The sequence below is a fragment of the Amycolatopsis sp. cmx-11-51 genome, assembly GCF_047608665.1.
Lineage (GTDB): Bacteria > Actinomycetota > Actinomycetes > Mycobacteriales > Pseudonocardiaceae > Amycolatopsis.
This window is the reverse complement of record NZ_JADNQO010000004.1, coordinates 179,515-200,707: the sequence shown is the minus strand read 5'-3', so window position 1 is coordinate 200,707 and position 21,193 is coordinate 179,515. Positions and strand designations below refer to the sequence as shown.

The window sequence follows — 21,193 nt, the reverse complement described above, 5'->3', positions numbered from 1 at the left end:
GGACTCCTTGAGGGACTCTGGGTCCCTCAAGGAGTCCTTCACGGACCGCGGCACCAACAGCACCCTCAGCCACGATCACGCGTAAAGACGAGCCAAGCGCGTCGGCTTACTCGCAAACGGCTCCGTGCGCGGCGCTCCGGACGACCTTGGCGTACTTGCCGAGCACTCCGCGCGTGTACGCCGGAGGCTTGGGCGCCCACCCTTCCCGGCGTGCCTCGATGTCGTCGATCTCGACTTCGAGTGTCCGGTTCGCGACGTCGAGCGTGATCGGGTCACCGTCGCGCACGAACGCGATCGGCCCGGCGTCGACGGCTTCGGGCGCGATGTGGCCGACGCAGAGGCCGGTCGTGCCCCCGCTGAACCGGCCGTCGGTGATGAGCAGGACGTCCTTGCCGAGCCCGGCGCCCTTGATCGCGCCGGTGATGGCGAGCATCTCGCGCATCCCCGGCCCGCCCTTGGGGCCTTCGTACCGGATGACGACGACGTCCCCGGCGACGATCCGGCCTTCGGCGAGGGCGTCGAGAGCGGCTCGTTCGCCGTCGAACACCCGCGCGGTGCCGGTGAACGTCGATTCGTCGAAGCCCGCCGACTTCACGACCGCGCCTTCCGGCGCCAGCGATCCCTTGAGGATGGTCAGCCCGCCAGTCTTGTGGATCGGGCGGTCGAGCGGGCGGATGATCTCGCCGTCGACACCGTCGGGCGCGATGCCCTCGAGGTTCTCGGCCATCGTCTTGCCGGTCACGGTGAGCACGTCGCCGTGCATGAGCCCGGCGTCGAGCAGTGCCTTCATCACCACGGGGATACCGCCGACCTTGTCGACGTCGTTCATCACGTACTTCCCGAACGGCTTGAGATCGCCGAGATGCGGCACCTTGTCGCCGATGCGGTTGAAGTCGTCGATGCGCAGATCGACCTCCGCCTCACGCGCGATCGCGAGCAGGTGCAGGACGGCGTTGGTCGAACCACCCAGCGCCATCACGACGGCGATGGCGTTCTCGAACGCCTCCATGGTCATGATCTGCCGCGCGGTGATGCCCTGCCGGAGCATGCCGACGACGGCCTCCCCCGACCGGTGAGCGAACCCGTCACGGCGCCGGTCGACGGCGGGCGGCGCGGCCGAGCCGGGCAGCGACATGCCGAGGGCCTCGGCGACCGACGCCATCGTGTTGGCGGTGTACATGCCACCGCAGGCGCCCTCGCCGGGGCAGATCGCGCGTTCGATCCGGTCCACTTCGGCGCGGGTGATCTTGCCGGCCAAGCAGGCGCCGACGGCCTCGAAGGCGTCGATGATCGTGACGTCCCGGCCGTCGACCTGACCAGGCATGATCGAGCCGGCGTATAGGAAAACGGAGGCGAGGTCGAGCCGCGCGGCGGCCATCAGCATGCCCGGCAACGACTTGTCGCAGCCCGCCAGCAGCACGGAGCCGTCCAGCCGCTCGGCCATCATCACCGTCTCGACGGAGTCGGCGATCACCTCTCGCGACACCAGCGAGAAGTGCATGCCCTCGTGCCCCATGGAAATGCCGTCGGACACCGAGATCGTGCCGAATTCGAGCGGGTACCCCCCGCCCGCGTGCACGCCGTTCTTGACCGCCTTCGCCAGCCTGTCCAGCGACAGGTTGCACGGGGTGATCTCGTTCCACGAGGACGCCACCCCGATCTGTGGTTTGGCGAAGTCGTCGTCGCCCATCCCGACCGCGCGGAGCATCCCGCGGGCCGCCGCGCGCTCCAGGCCGTCGGTCACGTCGCGTGAACGAGGCTTCAAATCGGGCTGGTCTTCCGGCATCGGGACACCTTTCTTCGTGGTGGGACACCGGGCACGCTGCCAACCGAAGGCGCCCGGCGCAACTCACCACTCCGCATTCGCTCCACGGTGCAGCGCCACGCGGGTGATCGCGTGATGCTCCACGCCGAGCACCTCGGCCGTCCAGCCGGAGACCACCACCCGGTCGCCCGGCTTCTCCGGGATCCGGCCAAGGAGCACGAGAATGAGCCCCGCGATCGTCGCGTACTCCCCCGGCGGCGCGTCGGGCAGCTCGACGCCGACGTCGACGAGGTCGTGCACCGGGAACGTGCCGGACAGGATCAGGGACCCGTCCTTGCCGTCGCGTACGGCAAGGACGTCACGGTCGGTTTCGTCGTAGATCTCGCCGACGATCTCCTCCAGCAGGTCCTCCAGCGTGACCATGCCCGCGACGGCGCCGTGCTCGTCGACGACCAGCGCCATCTGCTGCCGCTCGGCCTTGAAGCTGCGCAGCGCGTCCGAGACCCGCAGCGAATCGGGGAACACCACGGCGGGCCTGACCACTTCGGCGAGATCGTCGCGGTCTTCGAGCAGATCGCGCAGGCTCACCACGCCGATGACGTCGTCCAGATGCCCGCCGCGCGCGACCGGCGCCCGGGAGTAGCCCGACTCGGCCAGCTGCCGCCGCGCCGACTCGAGGTCCTGTTCCGCGGCGAGGGTCAGCACCGCCCGCCTCGGGACGAGCACCTCCCGCAGCCGTCGTTCGTGGATTTCCAAGGCACCGTTGATGATCATGCGCTGCTCGGCGTTGAGACCGCGTTGCGCCGAGACCAGTTCCCGGAGCTCCTCGGGCGACATCTGGTCCGGATCGGCTTCCGCCCGCCCGCCCAGCACCCGGACGACGAAGTTCGTCGACACGCTCAGCGCCCAGACCGCGGGCCTCGAGATCGTCGACAACAGGTTCAGCGGGCGCGCCACCAGCAAGGCCCACCGCAGCGCGTTCTGCATGGCCAGCCGCTTCGGCGCCAGCTCCCCGAGCACCAGGGTCAGGAACGTGAGGACCATGGTCACCAGCGCCACGGCCACCGCACGGGCGGCGTCACCGAGAAAACTCAGCAGCGGCACCACGGGGTCGGCGAGGGACACCGCCGCCGTCGCCGAAGCCAGGAACCCGGCGAGCGTGATGCCGATCTGGATCGTCGCCAGGAAGCGATTCGGGTCGCGCGCCAGCCGGACCAGCGTGCGGGCCGTCGCGCGGCCGTCCCGTTCCAAGGATCGCAATTGCCCCTCACGCAACGAGATCAACGCCATCTCGCTGCCCGCGAACACCGCGTTGAGCACCACCAGCACCGCGACCAGCGCGATGTCGAACCCGTAGCCGCCCACAAGCACTCCCCGGCCCGCCGGAAGTGCAGAACACTACCGAGGAAAACACGGGTACGCAGATGTCGAGCGGCTCGCTACTGACACGTCGTTCCGCTACCGTCGAGGAACCCGCACGGACGGAGTCCTGATGTTCGCACTCAAGACCGCACCCGCCCGGAATCTCCGGCGCCGGGCGGAGGAGATCGCCAAACCGGTCACCCGCTGGAGCATCGGCCACGCGATCCCCCGGGTGGCCCTGCGGGCCGCGGCGCGGCGGGGCGATCTGCAGGGCAGGCTGTCCGTCGAGGCGAGCGGCGGTGCGGATCTGACCGGCCTGTTCGACGAGATCCGCGCGCACGGCGCCATCGCCACCACCAGGGTCGGGCATGTGACCACCCGGCACTCGGCCTGTAAAGAGATCCTCACCAGCGACGCGTTCAAGTCCGTGCGGTTCGTTCCGGACAACCCGCTGCTCAACCGGCTCGTCGCCTGGTCCGCGTCCGGCCTGATCCATCCGATCGAACCGCCGTCACTGCTCGCCAGCGAACCACCCGACCACACGCGCTACCGGAGACTCGTCACGCGTGTCTTCACCGCCCGCGCGGTCGAGCAACTGCGGCACCGCACGCAGGCGATCGCCGACGAACTGCTCGACGGCCTCGACCCGGCGAACCCCGTCGATCTCGTCGAGTCCTACTGCGGGCTCTTGCCGGTCACCGTCATCAGCCAGATCCTCGGTGTGCCGCCCGAAGAACGCGACAAGGTGCTCGCGCTCGGCGGGGCCGCGGCCCCGAGCCTCGACCTCGGGCTGCCGTGGAAGACCTTCCGTACCGTCGAAGCGACGCTGGCCGAGTTCGACTCTTGGCTCACCCTGCATCTGGAAAAGCTGCGGGCGAACCCCGGTGACAACCTGCTGAGCAAGCTGATCGCCGCCCGCGAGGACGGCGTCGGCCTGACCGAACGGGAACTCAAGGCGACCGCGGGGCTGGTACTCGCGGCCGGGTTCGAAACGACCGTCAACCTCCTTGGCAACGGCATCGCCCTGCTCGTCCGGCATCCGGGCCAGCTCGAGAAACTACGCGCGAATCCGGAACTGTGGAGCAACGCGACCGACGAGATCCTCCGGTACGACCCGCCTGTCCTGCTCACCGGCAGGTTGTGCGCCCGCGACACCGAGGTCGACGGAAAGGCCATCGCCCGGGGCGCGATCGTCAGCACGGTGCTCGCGGGAGCCAACCGGGATCCGGAGATCTTCGACGATCCGGCCGCCTTCGACGTCGAGCGGGCGAACGCGCGAGACCACGTGTCGTTCGGCGCCGGGCGGCATTACTGTCTCGGCGCTTCGCTGGCGAGGATGGAAGGGGAGATCGGGCTGCGGTCGATCTTCGAGCGGTTCCCCGGCCTGCGGCTCGCCGATGGGGCGCGGCGGCGGCAGACCCGGATCCTGCGCGGCTTCGAGACGCTACCGGCTGCCCTCTCGTGAGACCCAACCGGCCGAAGCGTGACTCAGGTTTTGAGCGCGGCCGCCATCCCAGACGTCGCGAAAGCCACTTTCGCGACGTCTGATGCCCCGAAAGTGGCTTTCGTGACACGGCCACCGGCCAGACACCGTCGGCTCGAACCGCTGTTACCACTCACGAGACAGGTCCGAATGCCTTCCGTAACCCCACACCTCTCGGTCCTCGACATCTCCCCCATCGTCCAGGGCTCGACACCGCGCCAGGCCCTCTCCCGCCGGAGGTGGCCGAAGATCATGGAGCGGCTGGCCGATTTCGTCGCGCGGGCGGCCGAAGTCGCCCGCCGGAATTTCCATGGGCCGATCACCTACGCCGCTGTCGGCGGCTTGGAGCCGATCGACTGGAACCTTTTCGACATCGTCGGAATCGACTACTACCCGTACTTCGCCACGGATGCGGAGTACACAAAGGACCTCGCGCAGTACCGGGAGTGGAACAAACCGGTGATGCTGCTGGAGTTCGGCTCGTGCACCTTCACCGGCGCCGCGCAGGCGGGCGGAATGGGCTGGGACATCGTCGACTACGAACAGGTCCCGCCCGAGATCAAGCCCGGCCACGTGCGGAACGAACGCGAACAGGCCGACCATCTCGCCCGCCTGTTGCGCGTTTTCGGCGCGGCGGGTGTGCGGGGCGCGCATGTGTACACGTTCATCGCGCCGAACCTGCCGCATCATCCGTCCCAGCCGGTCCACGACTACGACATGGCGTCGTTCGGCCTGGTGAAGACGCTGCGCGAACGACATCACGACGAGGAGTCGCCTTACCGGTTCGAGCGCAAGCGATCCTTCGAGGCGCTGGCACGGCACAACCGCGGTTGAGACCCACCGCGCGCTCGACCGTGCCCGTCGACGTGGACCCGAGGCCCCTCCTGTCCGCCTCGCGACTGACCTCGCCGCGATCATTGCCCGGCAGCATCGTATCGCTTATCGTATATGAAATTCACCCCCCGATGCTGCGAGGTGACGTTTTGACCACCGCCACCGCCGACCCGACCACCACCACGGTCGCGCGCGATTTCACGGATTTCCGCACGGTGGTGTCGCACTCCTTCGTGCCTTTGCACGTGACGAGCGAGCACCGCGACCACTTCCGCGGCCGCATCCGCTCGTGCGGCGCCGATGACGTACAGCTGACCGAAGTGACCGCGTCCGCGCACGTGGTCGAACGGACGCCCGAACTCATCGCCAGGGCGGACAGGCACTACTACAAGCTGAGCCTGATCCTGTCCGGGACCGGGTTGCTGGTGCAGGACAACCGCGAGGCGATGCTCCGCCCCGGTGACGTTGCGTTGTACGACACGCACCGCCCGTATTCCTTGGCGTTCGAAGAGGATTTCCGCACGCTCGTGGTGATGTTCCCGCAGCGCCTCATCGATCTCCCGCGTGACCTGGTCGGCCAGCTGACCGCGGTCCCCATGTCCGGCAAGCGCGGGATGGGGAACGTGGTGGTGCCCTTCCTCGCGCAGCTCGGCAGCAACCTCGAGCAGCTCGGCGGGCCGGCGGGGGTCCGGCTCGCGCATACGGCGGTCGACCTGCTCGCCACGCTGTTCGCCAGCGAACTCGACCTCGCCCGCGCGACGGCCGGGCCGCACCACGAACTGATGCGCCGCGTTCTCGCCTTCATCGACACGAATCTTTCCTCCACCGACCTCGGCCCGGCGCAGATCGCCACCGAGCACTACATCTCGACCCGGCATCTGCACGGCCTCTTCCACGAGCAGGGCACGACCGTCTCGGGCTGGATCCGCACCCGGCGCCTCGAACACTGCCGCCGCGAACTGCTCGACCCGTTACACGCTTCGCGGCCCGTCGCGGCCATCGCGGCCAAGTGGGGTTTCGTCGACGCACCGCACTTCAGCCGGGTGTTCAAGACGGAATTCGGCTGCTCGCCGAGCGAACTGCGCCGCGGCTTGACCGTGAGCGATCGGTTGTTGCCGCCCAGCGCGTGACAGCTGGCCCTCCCCCGGCGGTCGCCCCGACGATGACCGCATGTCCGAAGCACCCGAGGAACAGTGGCGCACCTATGACGAGTTCGCCGCCGGAATAGCCACCTACCGCCTGCCGAACGCGGACCTGTCAGGTCGCCAGCTCACCGTCACCCTCGACGACGGAAAGACGCTCGCGCTGCGGTTCGAGGACGCGGAATCCGTCATCTGCAACGGCATCAAGGATCCGTACGACGCGATCGCCGTCCGGGAAGACGTCTTCTTCGTTAATCTCCCCCATACCAGCGTGGAAGGTGAAGCGCTCACCGTCGTCTTCTCCACGACGACGCATCGCGCGCTCGCCGTGCGTTCGGTGATCGGTACCGAGGACGTCGAAGGCGTTCCTCGTGTCTCCCAGACGTTCTGGTCCGGCACCACCGACGCGGGCACGCCGACGGGTGAGCGGCCGGGGCCGTCACGCGACCTGATCGGCAAGCGCAACGTCTACCGCTACAGCCCGGAGCACCTCTACGAGCACGTTTACGTGTCCTCACAACGCTATGCCTGGCAATGCCTCGAAGGCGTGCAGCGCGGCCATGGAGACATGGACCTGTCGACGGTGTGGAAATTCCAGGACGGGCTCTACCTGTTCTGCTTCCGCGAATTCCGCATCGCCGTGGCCAGTGTGTGGCTGCACGACCTCGGCTACGCACTGAAGACCACCGGCGTCTTCCTCGGCCTGACCGGCGACGGCCGGTCGGAACACTCCCGTGCGGGCGGGCACATCTACCCACTCGGCGCCGTCTCTTATCCCGACGCGCAACCGGTCTAAGGAGCTTCAAGTGTCCAATTCAGACATCATCGCCGCGCACTACGCCGCGAGCGACCGAGGCGATTTGGCGGGCATGCTGGCCCCGCTCGGTCCCGAGACCACCTGGACGGAGGCGGCCGGATTCCCTTACGCCGGCACCTACACCGGTCCGGAGGAGGTGCGGGACAACGTCTTCGGCGCGATCGCCCGTGACTGGGACGGCTACGGTTTCGCACTCGGCGAGCTCGCCGACGCGGGGGACACGGTGATCGGCATCGGCACCTACCAGGGCAAGCACCGCGAGACCGGCCGCTCGTTCACCGCCAGGGTCGCGCATGTGTGGAAGTTCGACGGCGGCAAGGTCACCTCGTTCGAGCAGATCGTCGACTCCGTCCCTGTCGTGAACGCCGCGGAGGACCGGTGAAGCCCGCGCGGCGCCTCGTCGCCCTCGCCGCCGCGGTCCTGATAGCCACGGCGGGCTGCGCCGGAGCCGAAAGCGGTTCAAGCGGCCCGATCAAGGTCGGTTCGGTCAACGCGCTGAGCGGTTCGGCCACCTTCCCCGAAGCCTCCCAGGCGGCCAAGGCGGTCTTCGACGCGGCCAACGCCAGCGGCGGCGTGAACGGAAGACAGATCGAGTACAAGGCGCTCGACGACAAGGGCGACCCGGCGGCCGCCGCGGCCGCGGCCCGTGAGGTCGTCGGCCGTGACGAGGCGGTCGCGCTGGTCGGCTCGTCCAGCCTCATCGAGTGCGAGATCAACAACAAGTACTACGAGCAGCAGAAGGTCCTGTCCATCCAGGGCATCGGCGTGGACCCGGCGTGCTTCTCCAGCCCCAACATCGGCCCGGCCAACGTCGGCCCGTACCACGACATGACGCTGACGCTGCTCTACGGCTCGGAAACGCTGAAGCTGAACGACATCTGCGCACTGCTGGAGATCGCGGGCAACACACTGCCGTCGTACCAGGCGGCGATCGACGAGTGGTCGGCCATCACCGGCAAGAAGCTCAAGTACCTCGACGCGACCGTGCCCTACGGCGGTTCCGACTACACCTCCTACATCGTCAAGGCCCGCAACGCCGGGTGCAAGGCGATCACGGTGAACCCGGTCGAGCCGGATTCCATCGGGCAGCTCAAGGCCGCCGCCGCGCAGGGCTGGAACGACGTCACCTGGCTGCTGCTGACCAGCGTCTACAGCGAGAGCTACGCCAAGGCCGTCACCAACGCGGGCGCCGGGGTGTACGTGCCCGCCGAGTTCTACCCGTTCACCGACTCGACCAGCCCGCAGAACAAGGACTGGCGCGACCTGATGACCAAGAACAACATCCCGCTGACGTCGTTCAGCCAGGGCGGCTACCTGGCGGCGAAGTACTTCCTCGAAGTCGTCCGCGGGATCAGCGGTGACGTCACCCGCGAGTCGGTGACCAAGGCACTGCGCGAGATGAAGCCGATCACCGATCCGATGGTCGGCACGCCGTACGTCTTCGGACCGGGCCAGACACATCACGACAACACCGCGGGCTGGCCGATCAAGCTCGCCTCCGGCACCGGCAAATGGGAGCTCGTGGCGAACGACTGGCTGCGGATTCCCAAGAAGTAACTGGAGGAAACGATGCTGCAGGGAGCGCTGGCCGGCTTGGCCGCCGGCGGACTGTACGCGGTACTGGCGGTGTGCCTGACGCTGATGTCGCGGTTGGTGCGGGTGGTCAACTTCGCCCAGTCGGCCACCGGGATGTTCGGCTGCTACGTGGCGGTGTCACTGTCCGTCCAGTGGGGACTGCCGACGTGGCTCGCCACGGTGGCGGGAATCCTGCTCGGCGGGCTGCTCAGCGCGCTCCTCGGCTGGATCGTGTCCACCTGGCTCGCCGAGGCGGACACCGGCACCCGCTCGGCGGTGACCGTGGCGGTGCTGCTCCTGCTGATCTCGTTGTCGTTCATCCTGTTCGGCAACAAACCGCAGCCGTTCCACCCGATCCTGGACGGCCCGGCACTCACCGTCGGCGGGGTGGTGATCAGCCAGGTCACCGTGGTCACCGTCGCGCTGGCGGTGCTGGTGGCGGTGGCCAGCAAGATCGTGCTGAGCCGGACCTCGGCAGGGGTCCAGCTCAGGGCACTGTCCGAACGCCCGACCACCGCCGAACTGCTGGGCATCCCGGCGAAACGGCTCAGCGTCGCGGTCTGGGCGGTCACCGGAGTGGTCAGCACGCTGGTGATCTCGATCGTGGCGCCTTCGCAGTCGAACGACGCGACGTCGCTGGCGATGCTGGTGGTCCCCTCGGCCGCGGCGGCCCTGCTCGGCGGGTTCCGCCGTCTCGACCTCGCGGTCGCGGGCGGGCTGGGCCTCGGCCTGATCCAGGGTGCGGCCGCGCAGGTCGACGGCCTTTCGGTGGTGCGGTACTTCCTGCCGTTCGCAGTGATCGTCGCGCTGCTGCTGTGGTCGCAGCGCAAGGAGGTGTGGGATGCGGCTCGCTGAACAGCGCGGGGTACGCGCCGGGTTCCCGTTCGTGGTCGCACTGGTGGCGATCGCGGTCGGCTACGGACTGAGCGTCGGGCTCGACGGGTACTTCGTGTACCTGGGCATGAGCGCGGTCGTCGCCGGGATCTCGTTGCTCGGGCTGGGCGTGGTCACCGGCAGCGCGGGGATGATCTCCTTGTGCCAGCTGACCTTCGGCGCTGTCGGTGCCTGGGTGGTGTCCGCGCTGAACGAGGCACAGGCGCCCGGCGGGTTCCTCGTCTGGCTGCTGCTCGGCGGACTCGCCGCCGGAATGGTCGGGATCCTCGTCGGGCTCCCGGCGCTGCGGCTGCGCGGGATCAACCTCGCCGTCGTCACGCTGGGGCTCGCCGCCGCGGCCGATCTCGCCCTGGTCCAGCTCCAGTTCCCCGGCGTCTCCGGCGGGGTCTCGGTCGATCGGCCGGAAGCCTTCTCCGACGACCGGTCCTATTTCCAGCTCGCCGTCGTGGTGCTGGTGTTGTGCTGCCTCGCCGTGTACTTCCTCCGCCGCGGGCGCTGGGGCAGCGCCTGGCAGGCGGTGGCGTTCTCCGAACGCGGGACGGCGGCGGCGGGCACCAGCGTGCGGACGTCGAAACTGACCGCGTTCGCGGTGAGCGCCACCCTCGGCGGGATCAGCGGCGGCCTGCTCACCGGACAGGTCGGACTCGCCTTCCCGGCCAGTTTCACCGCGATCCAGTCGCTGGCGCTGTACGTGCTGGCGATCATGTCGGGCGCGCACCTGATCGACATGGCGGTGTTCGGCGCGGTGCTCTGGGTCGGCGTACCGGAACTGCTGAAGCGCTGGGGAATCCCGCAGGACTGGGGATTCGTGGTCTTCGGCGTGCTCGGCGTCCAGGCGCTGGCCAGTGGCGGCAACCTGGGCACCACGGTGCGGCAGGTCTGGTACCGGCGCTCGAAGAAGGAACCCGCGAAACTCGACCTGGCCGCTAAGACCGCGAACATCGAGTCCAAGGCGCCCGGCCCGCCGGTTCTCACCGTACGCGGGCTGAGCGTGAACTTCGGGCACGTGGCCGCACTGTCCTCAGTGGACATCGCGGTGCCCGAGAACGGTGTGCTCGGCGTCATCGGGCCCAACGGCGCCGGCAAGTCGACGCTGGTCGACGCGATCAGCGGTTTCCTGCCGAACGCCGACGGCTCGGTGGAGCTGGGCGGAAAGCCGCTGACGGGGTCGCCGTCGAACCGGGCCCGCGCCGGACTGCGCCGGACGTTCCAGCAGGACCGTGTCCCGCCAGGGCTGACGGTCGGGGCGTACGTCAAGTTCCTCGCCAGGCGACGGCTCACCGCCGACGAGATCGGCGAGGCACTGGACTTCTTCGGCTGCCCGGCGGCCCGCACTCCACTGTCGCAAGTGGACGTGGGCGCGCGCAGGCTGGTCGAGGTCGTCGGGCACCTGCTGGCCGGACCGCGCGTCCTGCTTCTCGACGAACCTGCCGCTGGACTTCCGCACGAAGAGCACGTCGCGTTCGGGGAACGGCTGCGGCAGGTTCCCGCGCGGTTCGGGGTGTCCGTGCTGCTCATCGAGCACGACCTCGACCTGGTGCGTTCGGTCTGTGACACGATCACCGTCCTCGACTTCGGCCGCGTGCTGGCCTCCGGCCCTCAGGCGGAAGTGCTCGCCGATCCGGCCGTGCTCAAGGCCTACATGGGTGAAACGGAGCTGTTGTGAACGCATTGCGGATATCCGGGCTGACGGTCACCCGCGGCGCGGGTCCGGTGATCCGGGACGTCGACCTCACTTTGGAGCCGGGCCGGATCACGGCGCTCGTCGGGCCCAACGGCGCTGGGAAGACCAGTCTGCTCGAAGCCGTCTCCGGCGTGGTGCCCGCTTCGGCGGGCACCGTCCACATCGGATCGGACGAGATCACCAAACAGTCGCGGGTCAACCGCGCGCGGCGAGGTCTGGCGCATATCGAACAGGGTCGCGCGGTGTTCGGCGGCCTGACCGTGCTGGAGAACCTGATGCTGACCGCGCGCACCCGCGCGCGGGCGGACGAGTTGTTCGAACTGTTCCCCGAGCTGGAGAAACGCCGCGACTCGCCGGCGGCGCTGCTCAGCGGGGGCGAACAGCAGATGGTGGTGCTGGCCCGCGCGTTCGCCGCGCGGCCGTCGTTCCTGCTGATCGACGAGATGTCACTGGGCCTCGCGCCGGTGGTGTTCACCCGGCTGCTGCCGATGGTGACCCGGTTCGCGGAGGAGGGGGCGGCGATCCTGCTCGTCGAACAGTTCACGCACCTCGCCCTCGGCGTGGCGAGCGACGCGCTGGTGGTGTCTTCGGGGCGCGTCACCTATGCGGGCGGCGCGCAAGGCCTCCTGGACTCCCCCGGCACCCTGCACTCCGCCTACCTGGGCGAATCCTGAGCCCGTCACCGATCGTGTCGCGAAAGCCACTTTGAGGACATCAGACGTCCCGAAAGTGGCTTTCGCGACACGCCTGGGCTTCGGTACCGACATGGATCACGCGGGGGCGCTGTGAAGGCCTCTGTGCCTACTTTGAGAGTAGGCACAGAGGCCTTCGCGGATTCTGGCCCGATGGCTACGAGCCCATGCCTGCCCGTTCGAAAGCCAGTGTCGGCAGGTCGACCGCGTGCGCACCACCATCGGCCACGATCACCGCGCCGGTGATGTAGGACGACTCAGAAGATCCCAGGAACCGCACGATCGACGCGATCTCCTCGGGCTCGGCGGGACGGCGTAGCGGGACCTCCGCGGTGACGCGGCGGTAGCCCTCGGCGTGGCCGCCGGTGAAGCCCGCGGCCTCGGCGAACTGGTCCATCTCGCCGTCCGCCATCGGGGTGCGCACCCAGCCTGGGCAGACCGCGTTCGCGCGGACGCCCTTCGGCCCGTAGTCCCGGGCGATCGAGCGGGTCAGCCCGATCAGCGCGTGCTTGGCGACGGTGTAGCCGGCGACGTTCGGCCCGGCGAACAACCCGGCCAGCGACGACACGATGACCACCTGGCCGCCGGTCTCGACCAGCGAGGGCAGCGTGGCCCGGCAGAACACGAAGGCGCTGGACAGGTTCGAGCGCAGGGCCAGTTCCCATTCCTCGTCGCCGGTGTCGACCACCGAAGACAACCCGTGCCCGCCCGCGTTGGCCACCACGACGTCCAGCCTGCCGAACTTGCCGACGATCTCCGCCACGGCGTTCTCGGCGGCTTCGCGTTCGCTGGCGTCACAGGTGACGACGTACGCGCCGGTTTCGGCCGCCACCTTCTCCAGCGGTTCGCGCCGCCGTCCGAGGACCACCACCTGAGCACCCTCGTCGGCGTACCGGCGGGCGACCGCCGCGCCGATACCGGTACCGCCACCCGTGATCGCGACAACCTTCTTCACTCGCGTAAGTCCTTTCTAAGCGGGAAAACCCGAACGGGCCGAGACGCCGAAGTCGGCGAGCACGGCCTGGCCGTTGATCGTCCGCGAACGCGCGGACGCGAGATAGAGCACCTGGTCGGCGACGTCTTCCGGAGCCTGCACCGGGAACGCGGGATCGTCGAGCGCCTCGCCGAGGTCGCCGCGCGCCATCGGGGTGTCGACCACCGACGGGCATACGCAGTTCACCCGGACGCCGGGCAGATCGACCGCGAGAGCCCTGGTCATGGCGACCACGGCGCCCTTCGAGGCACCATAGGCGGCCATACCTGGCGCGATGGTGAACGCCGAGTCACTGGCCAGCAGGACGACCGAACCGCGCGCCGCGGTGAGCCACGGGGCCGCGTGTTTGACCAGCAGGAACTGCCCGGTGACGTTGACCGCCATGACAGCGGCGAAGTCGGCCACCGAGGTTTCGGTGACCGGTGTCCCGACCGGGCCGGAGATCCCGGCGCAGCCGACCACGACGTCCAGCCCGCCGAACCGCTCGGCGACGGTGCCGACCGCGGCGGCCACCGACCGTTCGTCGGTCACGTCGGCGTGAACCGCCAGCAGGCCGTCGGCGAGTGTGGGCACGGACGCCCTGTCGAGGGCGCCGACCCGCGCGCCTTCCGCCAAGAACGCCTGGACGCAGGCAAGGCCGATACCGGACGCCGCGCCGGTCACCAGCACGGCTTTGCCCGCGAGATCCAGTCGCATGGCGTCATCCTCCAGCCCGCGCCTTTCCCTGGGGTTGGCCGTCAGTGCATCCTTCTTGTCCGCAGCCGCATGACGGCCGCGGCGTCTTTCCTCCCGGCTCCGGACCGGCAAGACTGCGAAGCATGACCAGGCCGCATCCTTTGGACCCGCTGACCGCCGTCGAACTCACCGCAGGCCGCGCGATCCTGGCCGAGGAGAGCCTGCTCACCGAGACCACGCGGTTCCCGTCGGTGCTGCCGGTGGAACCGGACAAGGCCGACGCCGCCCCGGACCGCCGCGTCCAGTACACGCTGCTGGACACCGCGACCGGCCAGGCGCGCGACGTGGTCGTGTCGCTGGCGAAACGCGAAGTGGTCTCCAGTGAGGACTGCGGCGACGGTCAGCCCGCGTACTTGTTCGAGGAGTACGACCTCGCCGCGTCGATCACCAAGGCGTCGCCGGAATGGCAGGCCGCGATGAAGCGGCGCGGGCTCGCCGAGCGGATCGAGCACGCGTTCTGCGCTCCACTGGCGCCCGGTTTCTTCGGCAGGCCCGACGAGACCGGCCGGGTCATCCGGTCACTGACCTTCCTGCGCGACGACGAGTCCGACAGCCCGTGGGCACATCCGGTCGAGGGCCTGATCGTGCACATCGACCTGACCGAACAGCGCGTCCTCCGGGTCGAGGACGAAGGCGATGTGCCCGTTCCGCCGGAGCACGGCCGCTACGGCGACGCCCCGGCGCGCGCCACGCTCAAGCCGATCGAGATCACCCAGCCAGAGGGCCCCAGTTTCACCGTCGACGGCAACGAGGTCACCTGGGAGGGCTGGAACCTGAGGGTCGGGTTCAACGCCCGCGAGGGCCTGACATTGCACCGGATCTCGTTCCAGGACCGTTCGGTGCTCCACCGGGCGTCGGTGCCGGAGATGGTGGTGCCCTACGGCGACACCGCGCCGGGCCGGTTCTGGATCAGCTACTTCGACGCGGGCGAGTACCTGCTCGGCAAGAACGGCAACGACCTGCGGCTTGGCTGCGACTGCCTCGGGGTCATCCACTACTTCCCCGCGTTCGTCGCCGACGACCACGGGCACCCGGTCGAGATCCCCCGCGCGATCTGCCTGCACGAGGAGGACTACGGGATCCTGTGGAAGCACACGGATCTCGACGGCCGCGCCGAGGTCCGCCGCTCGCGACGACTGGTGATCTCGTCGATCTCCACCATCGGCAACTACGACTACGGCTTCTTCTGGTACCTCTACCTCGACGGCACCGTGGAACTCGAGGCGAAGGCCACCGGCATCGTGTTCGCCGGCGCCGCGCACTCCGGCACGAAACACCCGCACGCCAACGAGATCGCGCCCGGGCTCTTCGCGCCGGTGCACCAGCACCTGTTCTGCGCGCGGCTGGACGTGGCGATCGACGGCGAACGCAACTCGCTCGTCGAGATCGACGTCGAGCGGGTGCCGATGGGCGACCAGAACCCGTACGGGAACGCCTTCACCTGGAAGGAAACCCCGCTGCGGACCGAACAGGAGGCGCAGCGGCACGCCGATCCGGCCAAGGCACGCGTCTGGGAGATCCGCAGCGCGGAACGGACCAACCGGCTCGGCACACCGACGGCGTACCAGCTCGTGCCGCGGCCGTCCGCGACCCTGATGGCGCAACCGGAATCGAGTGTCCACCAGCGGGCGACGTTCGCCACCCGTCACCTGTGGGCCACGCCGTACCGCGCCGACGAACGCTTCCCGGCTGGCGACCGGCCGAACGCGCATCCGGGCGGGGCCGGCCTGCCCGCCTGGACCGCCGCCGACCGGGATCTCACCGACACCGACCTCGTGCTGTGGCACGTGTTCGGGCCGACCCATATCCCACGCCCCGAGGACTGGCCGGTCATGCCTGTCGACTACTCCGGTTTCTCCTTGCGCCCGTATGGCTTCCTGGACCGCAACCCGGCACTGGACCTGCCTTCCGGTGCCACCGACGAGCACTGTTCCGCCCACGAGCACTAGGACTTATCGATGCCCGAACTGACCCTGTCCGACACCTCCACCTGGCTCCCGCTGGACGGCCTGGCCCCCGGTTTCGACGCGAACAAGGCCCCCACGGTCGGCGACCTGCACGGCCGCACCTTCGAACTCGCCTGCGAAGACGGCACCACGTTCACCGCCGGCTTCTCCGGCACCCGGATCGAGTGGACCTACCACGGCACGGGCACCGACCGCTGCGAGACGTTCCTGGTCGACGACGACCTGTACTACGTCCAGTTCCACCCGCAGGCACGGCGGGAAGAGGCGTTCACCCTGCTGCTCGACCTGCGCCGCGGGCGCGCGCTCCTGGTGCTGAGCAAGATCGGCGACACCTCGCCCCGGGTCAAGCAGACCTTCCTGGCCGCCACGATCGGCGGCATCGAGCCCAGCGGCGAGTCGCTCGCGCCGACCACGTCGCTGGTCGGACGCCGGGTGCTGTGGGTGTACAGCACCGCACACGCCTACGAGCACGTGTACCTCAGCCCGCACTGGTACACCTGGCAGTGCCTGGCCGGGCCGGAGAAGGGGCTCGCGGACACCGACGAGAACTCGGTCTACGAACTGCGGCCGGGCATCTACGTCTTCGCCTGGCGGGAGAAGGTGATCCCGTGCGCCTCCGTGACCGTCGCCGACCACCGCGACGCGAAGCGGCTGCGCTCGCACGGTGTCCTTTTCGGACTGGACGCCACCGGTAGCACTCCGACCCACTTCACCTTCGGCGCGCACGGCAAGCTGCTGAGCACCACCGTGCACGCCGAGGCGTACGACCCCGCCGGGAGCTGAGTTGACCGCCGACCTCATTCTCACCAACGCCACGGTGTACACAGTGGACGGTGTCCGACCCTGGGCGTCTTCACTGGCGATCAAGGACGGCCTGGTGCTGTCCCTGGAGGAGATCGAACGCGGGCCGAGCACCGAGGTCGTCGACCTCGACGGCGCGTTCGTGATGCCCGGCCTGGTCGACGTGCACAACCACCACGCCCTCGCCGGTCGCGCGGCCCTGTTCGAGTTGAACTTCGGCCCCGACGCGGGCCTGGACGACATCCTCGCCGCGGTCCGCTCGCGGGCCGAAGGACTCGGTCCGGACGACTGGGTGGTCGGCGGTGCTTGGGCGTCCACTTTGGTCAGTACCCTCTCGCGGTCTTCGGCCCGGCACGCGCTCGACGAAGCCGCGGGCGGCCGGCCGGTCATGCTCACGGACGACAGCAGGCACAACCGCTGGGTGAGCAGCCGGGCCTTGAAACTGGCGCGGGTCACCACGTCGACGCCCGATCCGGCGGGCGGGGAGATCGTCCGCGACCCGTCGACCGGTGAGCCCGTCGGCGTCCTGCTCGAGGCGGCGGGCGTCCCCGTCGAACGGGCGCTCAGCGAGACGCGGACCCTCACCGCGGAGCAGCACGTGGCCGCGTCGCGGCACGGGATCGGCACGCTGCACTCGTACGGGGTCACCGCGTTCCAGGACGCCGGGGTCTCCTCGGACATCCTGCGCGCGCTGAAGACACTCGACGACGCGGGCGAACTGCGCGCGTGGGTCGTGTCGTCGTTGCTGATCAACGACCCGATCTTCGGTTTCGACCCGATCGGCGCGCCGCTGCTGGAGGTCGCCGGACAGTACCGCGGTGAACACCACCGGCCCGACTTCGTGAAGATCTTCCTCGACGGCGTCCCGCCGACGCGTACCGCCGCCTTCCTGGAGCCGTACCTGCCGGACGACGCGCACGGGGCCTGTCATCACGGCGCCACCACCATGCCGGGCGACGAACTCGTCGGCTGGCTGCGCACCGCGGCCGCGGCGGGGCTCTCGGCCAAGGTCCACTGCACCGGGGACGCGTCGGTGCGCGCGACACTGGACGCCGTCGAAAAGGTACGCGGCGAGGGCTTCACCGAAGCGCGTTTCCAGGTCGCGCACGGTCAGTTCGTCCACCCCGACGACCTCCCGCGCTTCGCCGCGCTGGGTGTCGCCGCGGACATCTCACCGTTCCTGTGGGTCCCCGGGGTCATCCCGGCGGCCATCGCGGAGGTGCTGCCCGGCGAACGGGCCGGACGGATGCAGCCGAACCGGTCCCTGCTGGACGAGGGCGCGCTGGTCGCCGGCGGTTCGGACTGGCCGGTCAGCGAGTCCCCGAACGCGTGGGAGGGCATCCACGGTCTCGTCACCCGCCAGGACCCGACCGGCACGTTCCCCGGGGCGCTGTGGCCGGAGCAGGCGATCACCCTGGCCGAGGCGATCGAGGTCTTCACCCTCGCCGCCGCGCGCGCGATGGGACTCGGCGACGTCACGGGCTCGCTGATCCCCGGGAAGTCGGCCGATTTCGTCGTCCTCGACCGTGACCCGTTCGCCACCGATCCGAACGCGCTCGTCAAGACAAAGGTGACACAAACGTGGTTCGCCGGGCACCGCGTGTATCACCGCGCCTGATCTCCTACACTGGTAGAAGAACCAGTGCGGGAGGTCTGCCGATGCCGAAGATCATCGACCACGACGAGCGGCGAAGTCACATCGTCGACGTCACCTGGGAGCTGATCACCCAGGGCGGGATCGAGGCCGCCACCATGCGTGAGATCGCGGCCGCCGCCGGCTTCGCCAACGGTGCGCTCAAGCTGTACTTCCCGAGCAAGGAAGACATCATCCAGGCCACCTACGAACGCGCGCTCGGCATGATGCGCGAGTACGTGGACCTGGACGAACTGCGCGGGCTGGTCGCGCTCCGGGAGCTGTGCGTCTCGTCGATGCCGATCGACGAGGACCGCATCGCCGCGGGGCGCGTCCTGCTCACCTTCTGGCAGCTCTCGCTGACCAACCCGAAACTGCAGGACAAGTACCTTGAGCACATCCGCTCGTGGCGGGGCCTGCTGCACCGGTACCTCACCGAGGGCCGGGAGGACGGCGACATCGTCACCGAGACCCCGGATGAGCAACTGGTCGACGAGGTCGTGCTGATCAACGCCGGGTCGAACGTGATGAGCCTGGTCGCCGGAGAGTTCTCGACGATCGCCTTGCAGCGGCAACACCTGGAGTCGTTCTTCGCCCGTCTGGGCCGCCCCTGACGCCTGGGAGCTGAAGGGGACTTTCCCCGCATCTCACGCAGTGAAGGGCGCTTTCCCCGCATCGCATGCGAGGAAAGCGTCCTTCAGCAGCACTAATCGCGGCGATCGAACACCCGGCTCAGGAAGCTCGCCACGTGCGCGTGCGAGCGCGGCGAAGCCGGAAGATCGGAGTACAGGCCGTAGAACCCGTGGATCTGCCCCGAGTACCGCGTCATCTCCACCTTCGTCCCGGCGTCGGTCAGGCGCCGCGCGAACTCCTCGCCCTCGTCCCGCAGGACGTCGTACTCGGCCGTCAGCACCAACGCCGGCGGCAGCCCGGTCAGGTCGCCGGCCCGCAGCGGCAGCAGATACGGATCGTTCAGTTGCGCCGGATCCGACACGTACTGATCGAAGAAGAACCGCATCGCCCCGGCGGTCATGCCGAACCCTTCGGCGAAGTCCGTGTAGGACCGGAAACCGTCGTCCGGGTGACCGTAGACCGGGCAGATCAGCACCTGCGCGGCCAACTGCGGACCGCCTCGGTCGCGGGACATCATCGAGACCACCGTGGACAGATTTCCACCGGCACTCTCCCCGCCGATCGCGATCCGTCCCGAGTCGACCAAAGGACCCGCGCCACCCGAGGCGAGCCATTCGACGACGGCGTAGCAGTCGTCCGGCGCCGCCGGGAACGGATCCTCCGGCGCGAGCCGGTAGTCCACCGCCACGACGGCGACCTTCGCCGCGTTGCACACCGCCCGTGACGCGACCTCGTTCTCGTCGATCGAGCCGATCGTCCACCCGCCGCCGTGGATCCACACGAAGACCGGCACCGGCGAAACGACGTCAGGCAGGTAGACCCGCACCCGCACGCCGGAAGGCACGACGTGGTCGGTGACCGAAGCGACCTCTTCGACCGTTTCGGGGCGTCGCCACGAGGCGGCGAAAGCGGCACGCAACTCGGCGGCCGTCGGCGGAAAAGCGGGCGCTTCGGGCGGCGCGCTGCGGGCGAGCAGCTCCTTGACCGCGGGATCGAGGGTCACGGGTCACACCGCTTCCGCGACGAGGACCCGCGGGCTGCCCGGCAGCGCGAGCCGGTCGGCGACCCGCCAGCCCGCCCCGCTCAGCCATTCCCTGACCTCGGCCTCCGGGTAGACGACCGTCCCGTCGATCACCAGGTACTCCCCCGCGTGCAGCGCGTCGATCGGCCGCTGGTTCGCGTCGGCGTCGAGGAAGAAGTCGAGCAGCAGCAGTCGCGCGCCGGGTGCGGCGGCCGCGCGGGCGTTGCGCAGGATCTCCGCGTTCTGCTTCGCGTCGAAACGGTGGACGACGTGATTGACCATCACCAGGTCGAACTCGCCTTCGGGGCGCGCGGTGGGCGTCTCCGCACCGACGACGGTCGCACGGTCCGCGAACCCCGCCTCGGCCGCCGCGGTGGTGACCGACTCGGTGAAGCCCGGATCGAAGACGAACGTCGTGTGCAGTTCTTCGTTGGTCTTCATGGCTTCGACCGCGAAGGCGCTCGACAGTCCGCCGAGGTCGAGCAGCTTCCGGTGGGGGCCGAAATCGAACGCGCCGGCCAGCATCTTCGCGTGCAGGGCGTTATACGTCATCACGCCCGACATGAACGTGCCCCAGCGCGCGTCGTCCATCTCCAGCTTGCCGGGCTCGCCGCTGTCGGCGGTGTGACCGAACTGCAACCAGTGCGGATAGCTGATGGCGTCGAGGAAGGTCAGGAACGGCGCCAGATCGAGGTCTCCGCCACCGAGGTACTCCGCCGCGTCGGCGGCCAGTTCGTACCTTCCGTCCACACGGGACAGCAGACCGAGTGATGACATGGCGTCACCGAGAATACGGGTGATCTTTTGTGGTTTGCCGGTCTTCCCCGCCAGTTCCGCCGCCGTCAGCGGCCCGTCGGCGAGTGCGGTGAACAAGCCGATCCGGCTCGCCGCGAAGAGTTGCTTTGCCGCCATGTAACCCACGGCGATGTCCACGATCCGCTCGGGACCGGCAGTCTTGGTCGACCCGCTCACGGGTGCCCTCCTTAGCTCGTTTCCGCCGAGAGTCTACAGGTGTAGACAAAAGAATCCAGCGCGAGTTTCCGCCCACTGCCAGGCAAAACCTGCCGGATATCAACTTCCTACATTCGTAGAATATACCCATTGACAGTGTCGTCCCCCAGTGTCAACATGCGTAGAACTACCCCCGCCGGAGGCCCGTTC

Annotated in this window: 19 protein-coding genes; 13 read left to right on the top strand and 6 right to left on the bottom strand. The window is 68.9% G+C overall.

The annotated features are described in order from the left end of the window. Positions 1–106 precede the first annotated feature (106 nt). Complete coding sequence (gene ilvD / locus ACM6LU_RS17420) at positions 107–1,786, bottom strand: dihydroxy-acid dehydratase (RefSeq protein WP_414938755.1); 1,680 nt, start codon at positions 1,784–1,786, stop codon at positions 107–109. Positions 1,787–1,849: 63 nt separating this feature from the next. Further along, the gene (locus ACM6LU_RS17415; protein ID WP_414938754.1) at positions 1,850–3,130 is read right to left on the bottom strand and encodes a hemolysin family protein; all 1,281 of its coding nucleotides are present in this window, start codon (positions 3,128–3,130) and stop codon (positions 1,850–1,852) included. Between the two features lie 127 nt (positions 3,131–3,257). Here ACM6LU_RS17415 and ACM6LU_RS17410 point away from each other — a divergent pair, with 127 nt between their 5' ends. The 9 genes from ACM6LU_RS17410 to ACM6LU_RS17370 all read left to right on the top strand — a co-directional run bounded on the left by ACM6LU_RS17410 (position 3,258) and on the right by ACM6LU_RS17370 (position 12,230). Then, complete coding sequence (locus ACM6LU_RS17410; protein ID WP_414938753.1) at positions 3,258–4,592, top strand: cytochrome P450; 1,335 nt, start codon at positions 3,258–3,260, stop codon at positions 4,590–4,592. Between the two features lie 168 nt (positions 4,593–4,760). Next, positions 4,761–5,444 carry a hypothetical protein gene (locus ACM6LU_RS17405; protein ID WP_414938752.1) on the top strand — a complete coding sequence of 228 codons (684 nt, stop codon included), beginning with the start codon at positions 4,761–4,763 and terminating at the stop codon, positions 5,442–5,444. A gap of 131 nt (positions 5,445–5,575) precedes the next feature. Then, positions 5,576–6,574 (top strand): helix-turn-helix domain-containing protein, encoded by a 999-nt coding sequence (locus tag ACM6LU_RS17400; RefSeq protein WP_414938751.1) that lies wholly within the window; start codon positions 5,576–5,578, stop codon positions 6,572–6,574. Positions 6,575–6,614: 40 nt separating this feature from the next. Next, on the top strand, positions 6,615–7,382 hold the full coding sequence (locus tag ACM6LU_RS17395) for a MoaF C-terminal domain-containing protein (protein WP_414938750.1): 768 nt from the start codon (positions 6,615–6,617) through the stop codon (positions 7,380–7,382). 10 nt (positions 7,383–7,392) lie between these two features. Further along, positions 7,393–7,785, top strand: coding sequence for a nuclear transport factor 2 family protein (locus ACM6LU_RS17390; protein ID WP_414938749.1), 393 nt, complete (start codon positions 7,393–7,395; stop codon positions 7,783–7,785). After that, positions 7,782–8,960 (top strand): ABC transporter substrate-binding protein, encoded by a 1,179-nt coding sequence (locus ACM6LU_RS17385; protein WP_414938748.1) that lies wholly within the window; start codon positions 7,782–7,784, stop codon positions 8,958–8,960. Before ACM6LU_RS17390 ends, ACM6LU_RS17385 begins: the two co-directional genes overlap by 4 nt. Positions 8,961–8,972: 12 nt before the next feature. Beyond that, positions 8,973–9,833 (top strand): branched-chain amino acid ABC transporter permease, encoded by an 861-nt coding sequence (locus tag ACM6LU_RS17380; protein WP_414938747.1) that lies wholly within the window; start codon positions 8,973–8,975, stop codon positions 9,831–9,833. Continuing rightward, a complete protein-coding gene (locus ACM6LU_RS17375; protein WP_414938746.1) occupies positions 9,820–11,538 on the top strand; it encodes an ABC transporter permease subunit in 1,719 nt (572 codons plus the stop codon). Before ACM6LU_RS17380 ends, ACM6LU_RS17375 begins: the two co-directional genes overlap by 14 nt. Beyond that, entirely contained in the window at positions 11,535–12,230 is a 696-nt protein-coding gene (locus tag ACM6LU_RS17370) for an ABC transporter ATP-binding protein (protein WP_414938745.1), read from the top strand. Before ACM6LU_RS17375 ends, ACM6LU_RS17370 begins: the two co-directional genes overlap by 4 nt. Positions 12,231–12,405: 175 nt before the next feature. On the opposite strand, the gene ACM6LU_RS17365 is transcribed toward ACM6LU_RS17370, so the two are convergent. Both ACM6LU_RS17365 and ACM6LU_RS17360 read right to left on the bottom strand, forming a co-directional pair. Then, positions 12,406–13,203, bottom strand: coding sequence for an SDR family NAD(P)-dependent oxidoreductase (locus tag ACM6LU_RS17365; RefSeq protein ID WP_414938744.1), 798 nt, complete (start codon positions 13,201–13,203; stop codon positions 12,406–12,408). Between the two features lie 15 nt (positions 13,204–13,218). Further along, the gene (locus tag ACM6LU_RS17360; protein ID WP_414938743.1) at positions 13,219–13,938 is read right to left on the bottom strand and encodes an SDR family NAD(P)-dependent oxidoreductase; all 720 of its coding nucleotides are present in this window, start codon (positions 13,936–13,938) and stop codon (positions 13,219–13,221) included. A gap of 122 nt (positions 13,939–14,060) precedes the next feature. Here ACM6LU_RS17360 and ACM6LU_RS17355 point away from each other — a divergent pair, with 122 nt between their 5' ends. The 4 genes from ACM6LU_RS17355 to ACM6LU_RS17340 are packed head-to-tail and all read left to right on the top strand — an operon-like array spanning position 14,061 to position 18,992. Next, entirely contained in the window at positions 14,061–15,926 is a 1,866-nt protein-coding gene (locus ACM6LU_RS17355; protein WP_414938742.1) for a primary-amine oxidase, read from the top strand. A 9-nt stretch (positions 15,927–15,935) separates the two neighbouring features. Next, a complete protein-coding gene (locus ACM6LU_RS17350; RefSeq protein WP_414938741.1) occupies positions 15,936–16,727 on the top strand; it encodes a molybdenum cofactor biosynthesis F family protein in 792 nt (263 codons plus the stop codon). A 1-nt stretch (position 16,728) separates the two neighbouring features. Continuing rightward, positions 16,729–18,363 (top strand): amidohydrolase, encoded by a 1,635-nt coding sequence (locus tag ACM6LU_RS17345; protein ID WP_414938740.1) that lies wholly within the window; start codon positions 16,729–16,731, stop codon positions 18,361–18,363. Between the two features lie 41 nt (positions 18,364–18,404). Further along, positions 18,405–18,992, top strand: coding sequence for a TetR/AcrR family transcriptional regulator (locus ACM6LU_RS17340; protein WP_414938739.1), 588 nt, complete (start codon positions 18,405–18,407; stop codon positions 18,990–18,992). Positions 18,993–19,084: 92 nt separating this feature from the next. On the opposite strand, the gene ACM6LU_RS17335 is transcribed toward ACM6LU_RS17340, so the two are convergent. Further along, positions 19,085–20,014: an alpha/beta hydrolase gene (locus ACM6LU_RS17335; RefSeq protein WP_414938738.1), complete on the bottom strand. Its 930-nt coding sequence runs from the start codon at positions 20,012–20,014 to the stop codon at positions 19,085–19,087. Positions 20,015–20,017: 3 nt separating this feature from the next. Then, on the bottom strand, positions 20,018–21,004 hold the full coding sequence (locus tag ACM6LU_RS17330; RefSeq protein WP_414938737.1) for a methyltransferase dimerization domain-containing protein: 987 nt from the start codon (positions 21,002–21,004) through the stop codon (positions 20,018–20,020). Between the last annotated feature and the right edge of the window lie 189 nt (positions 21,005–21,193).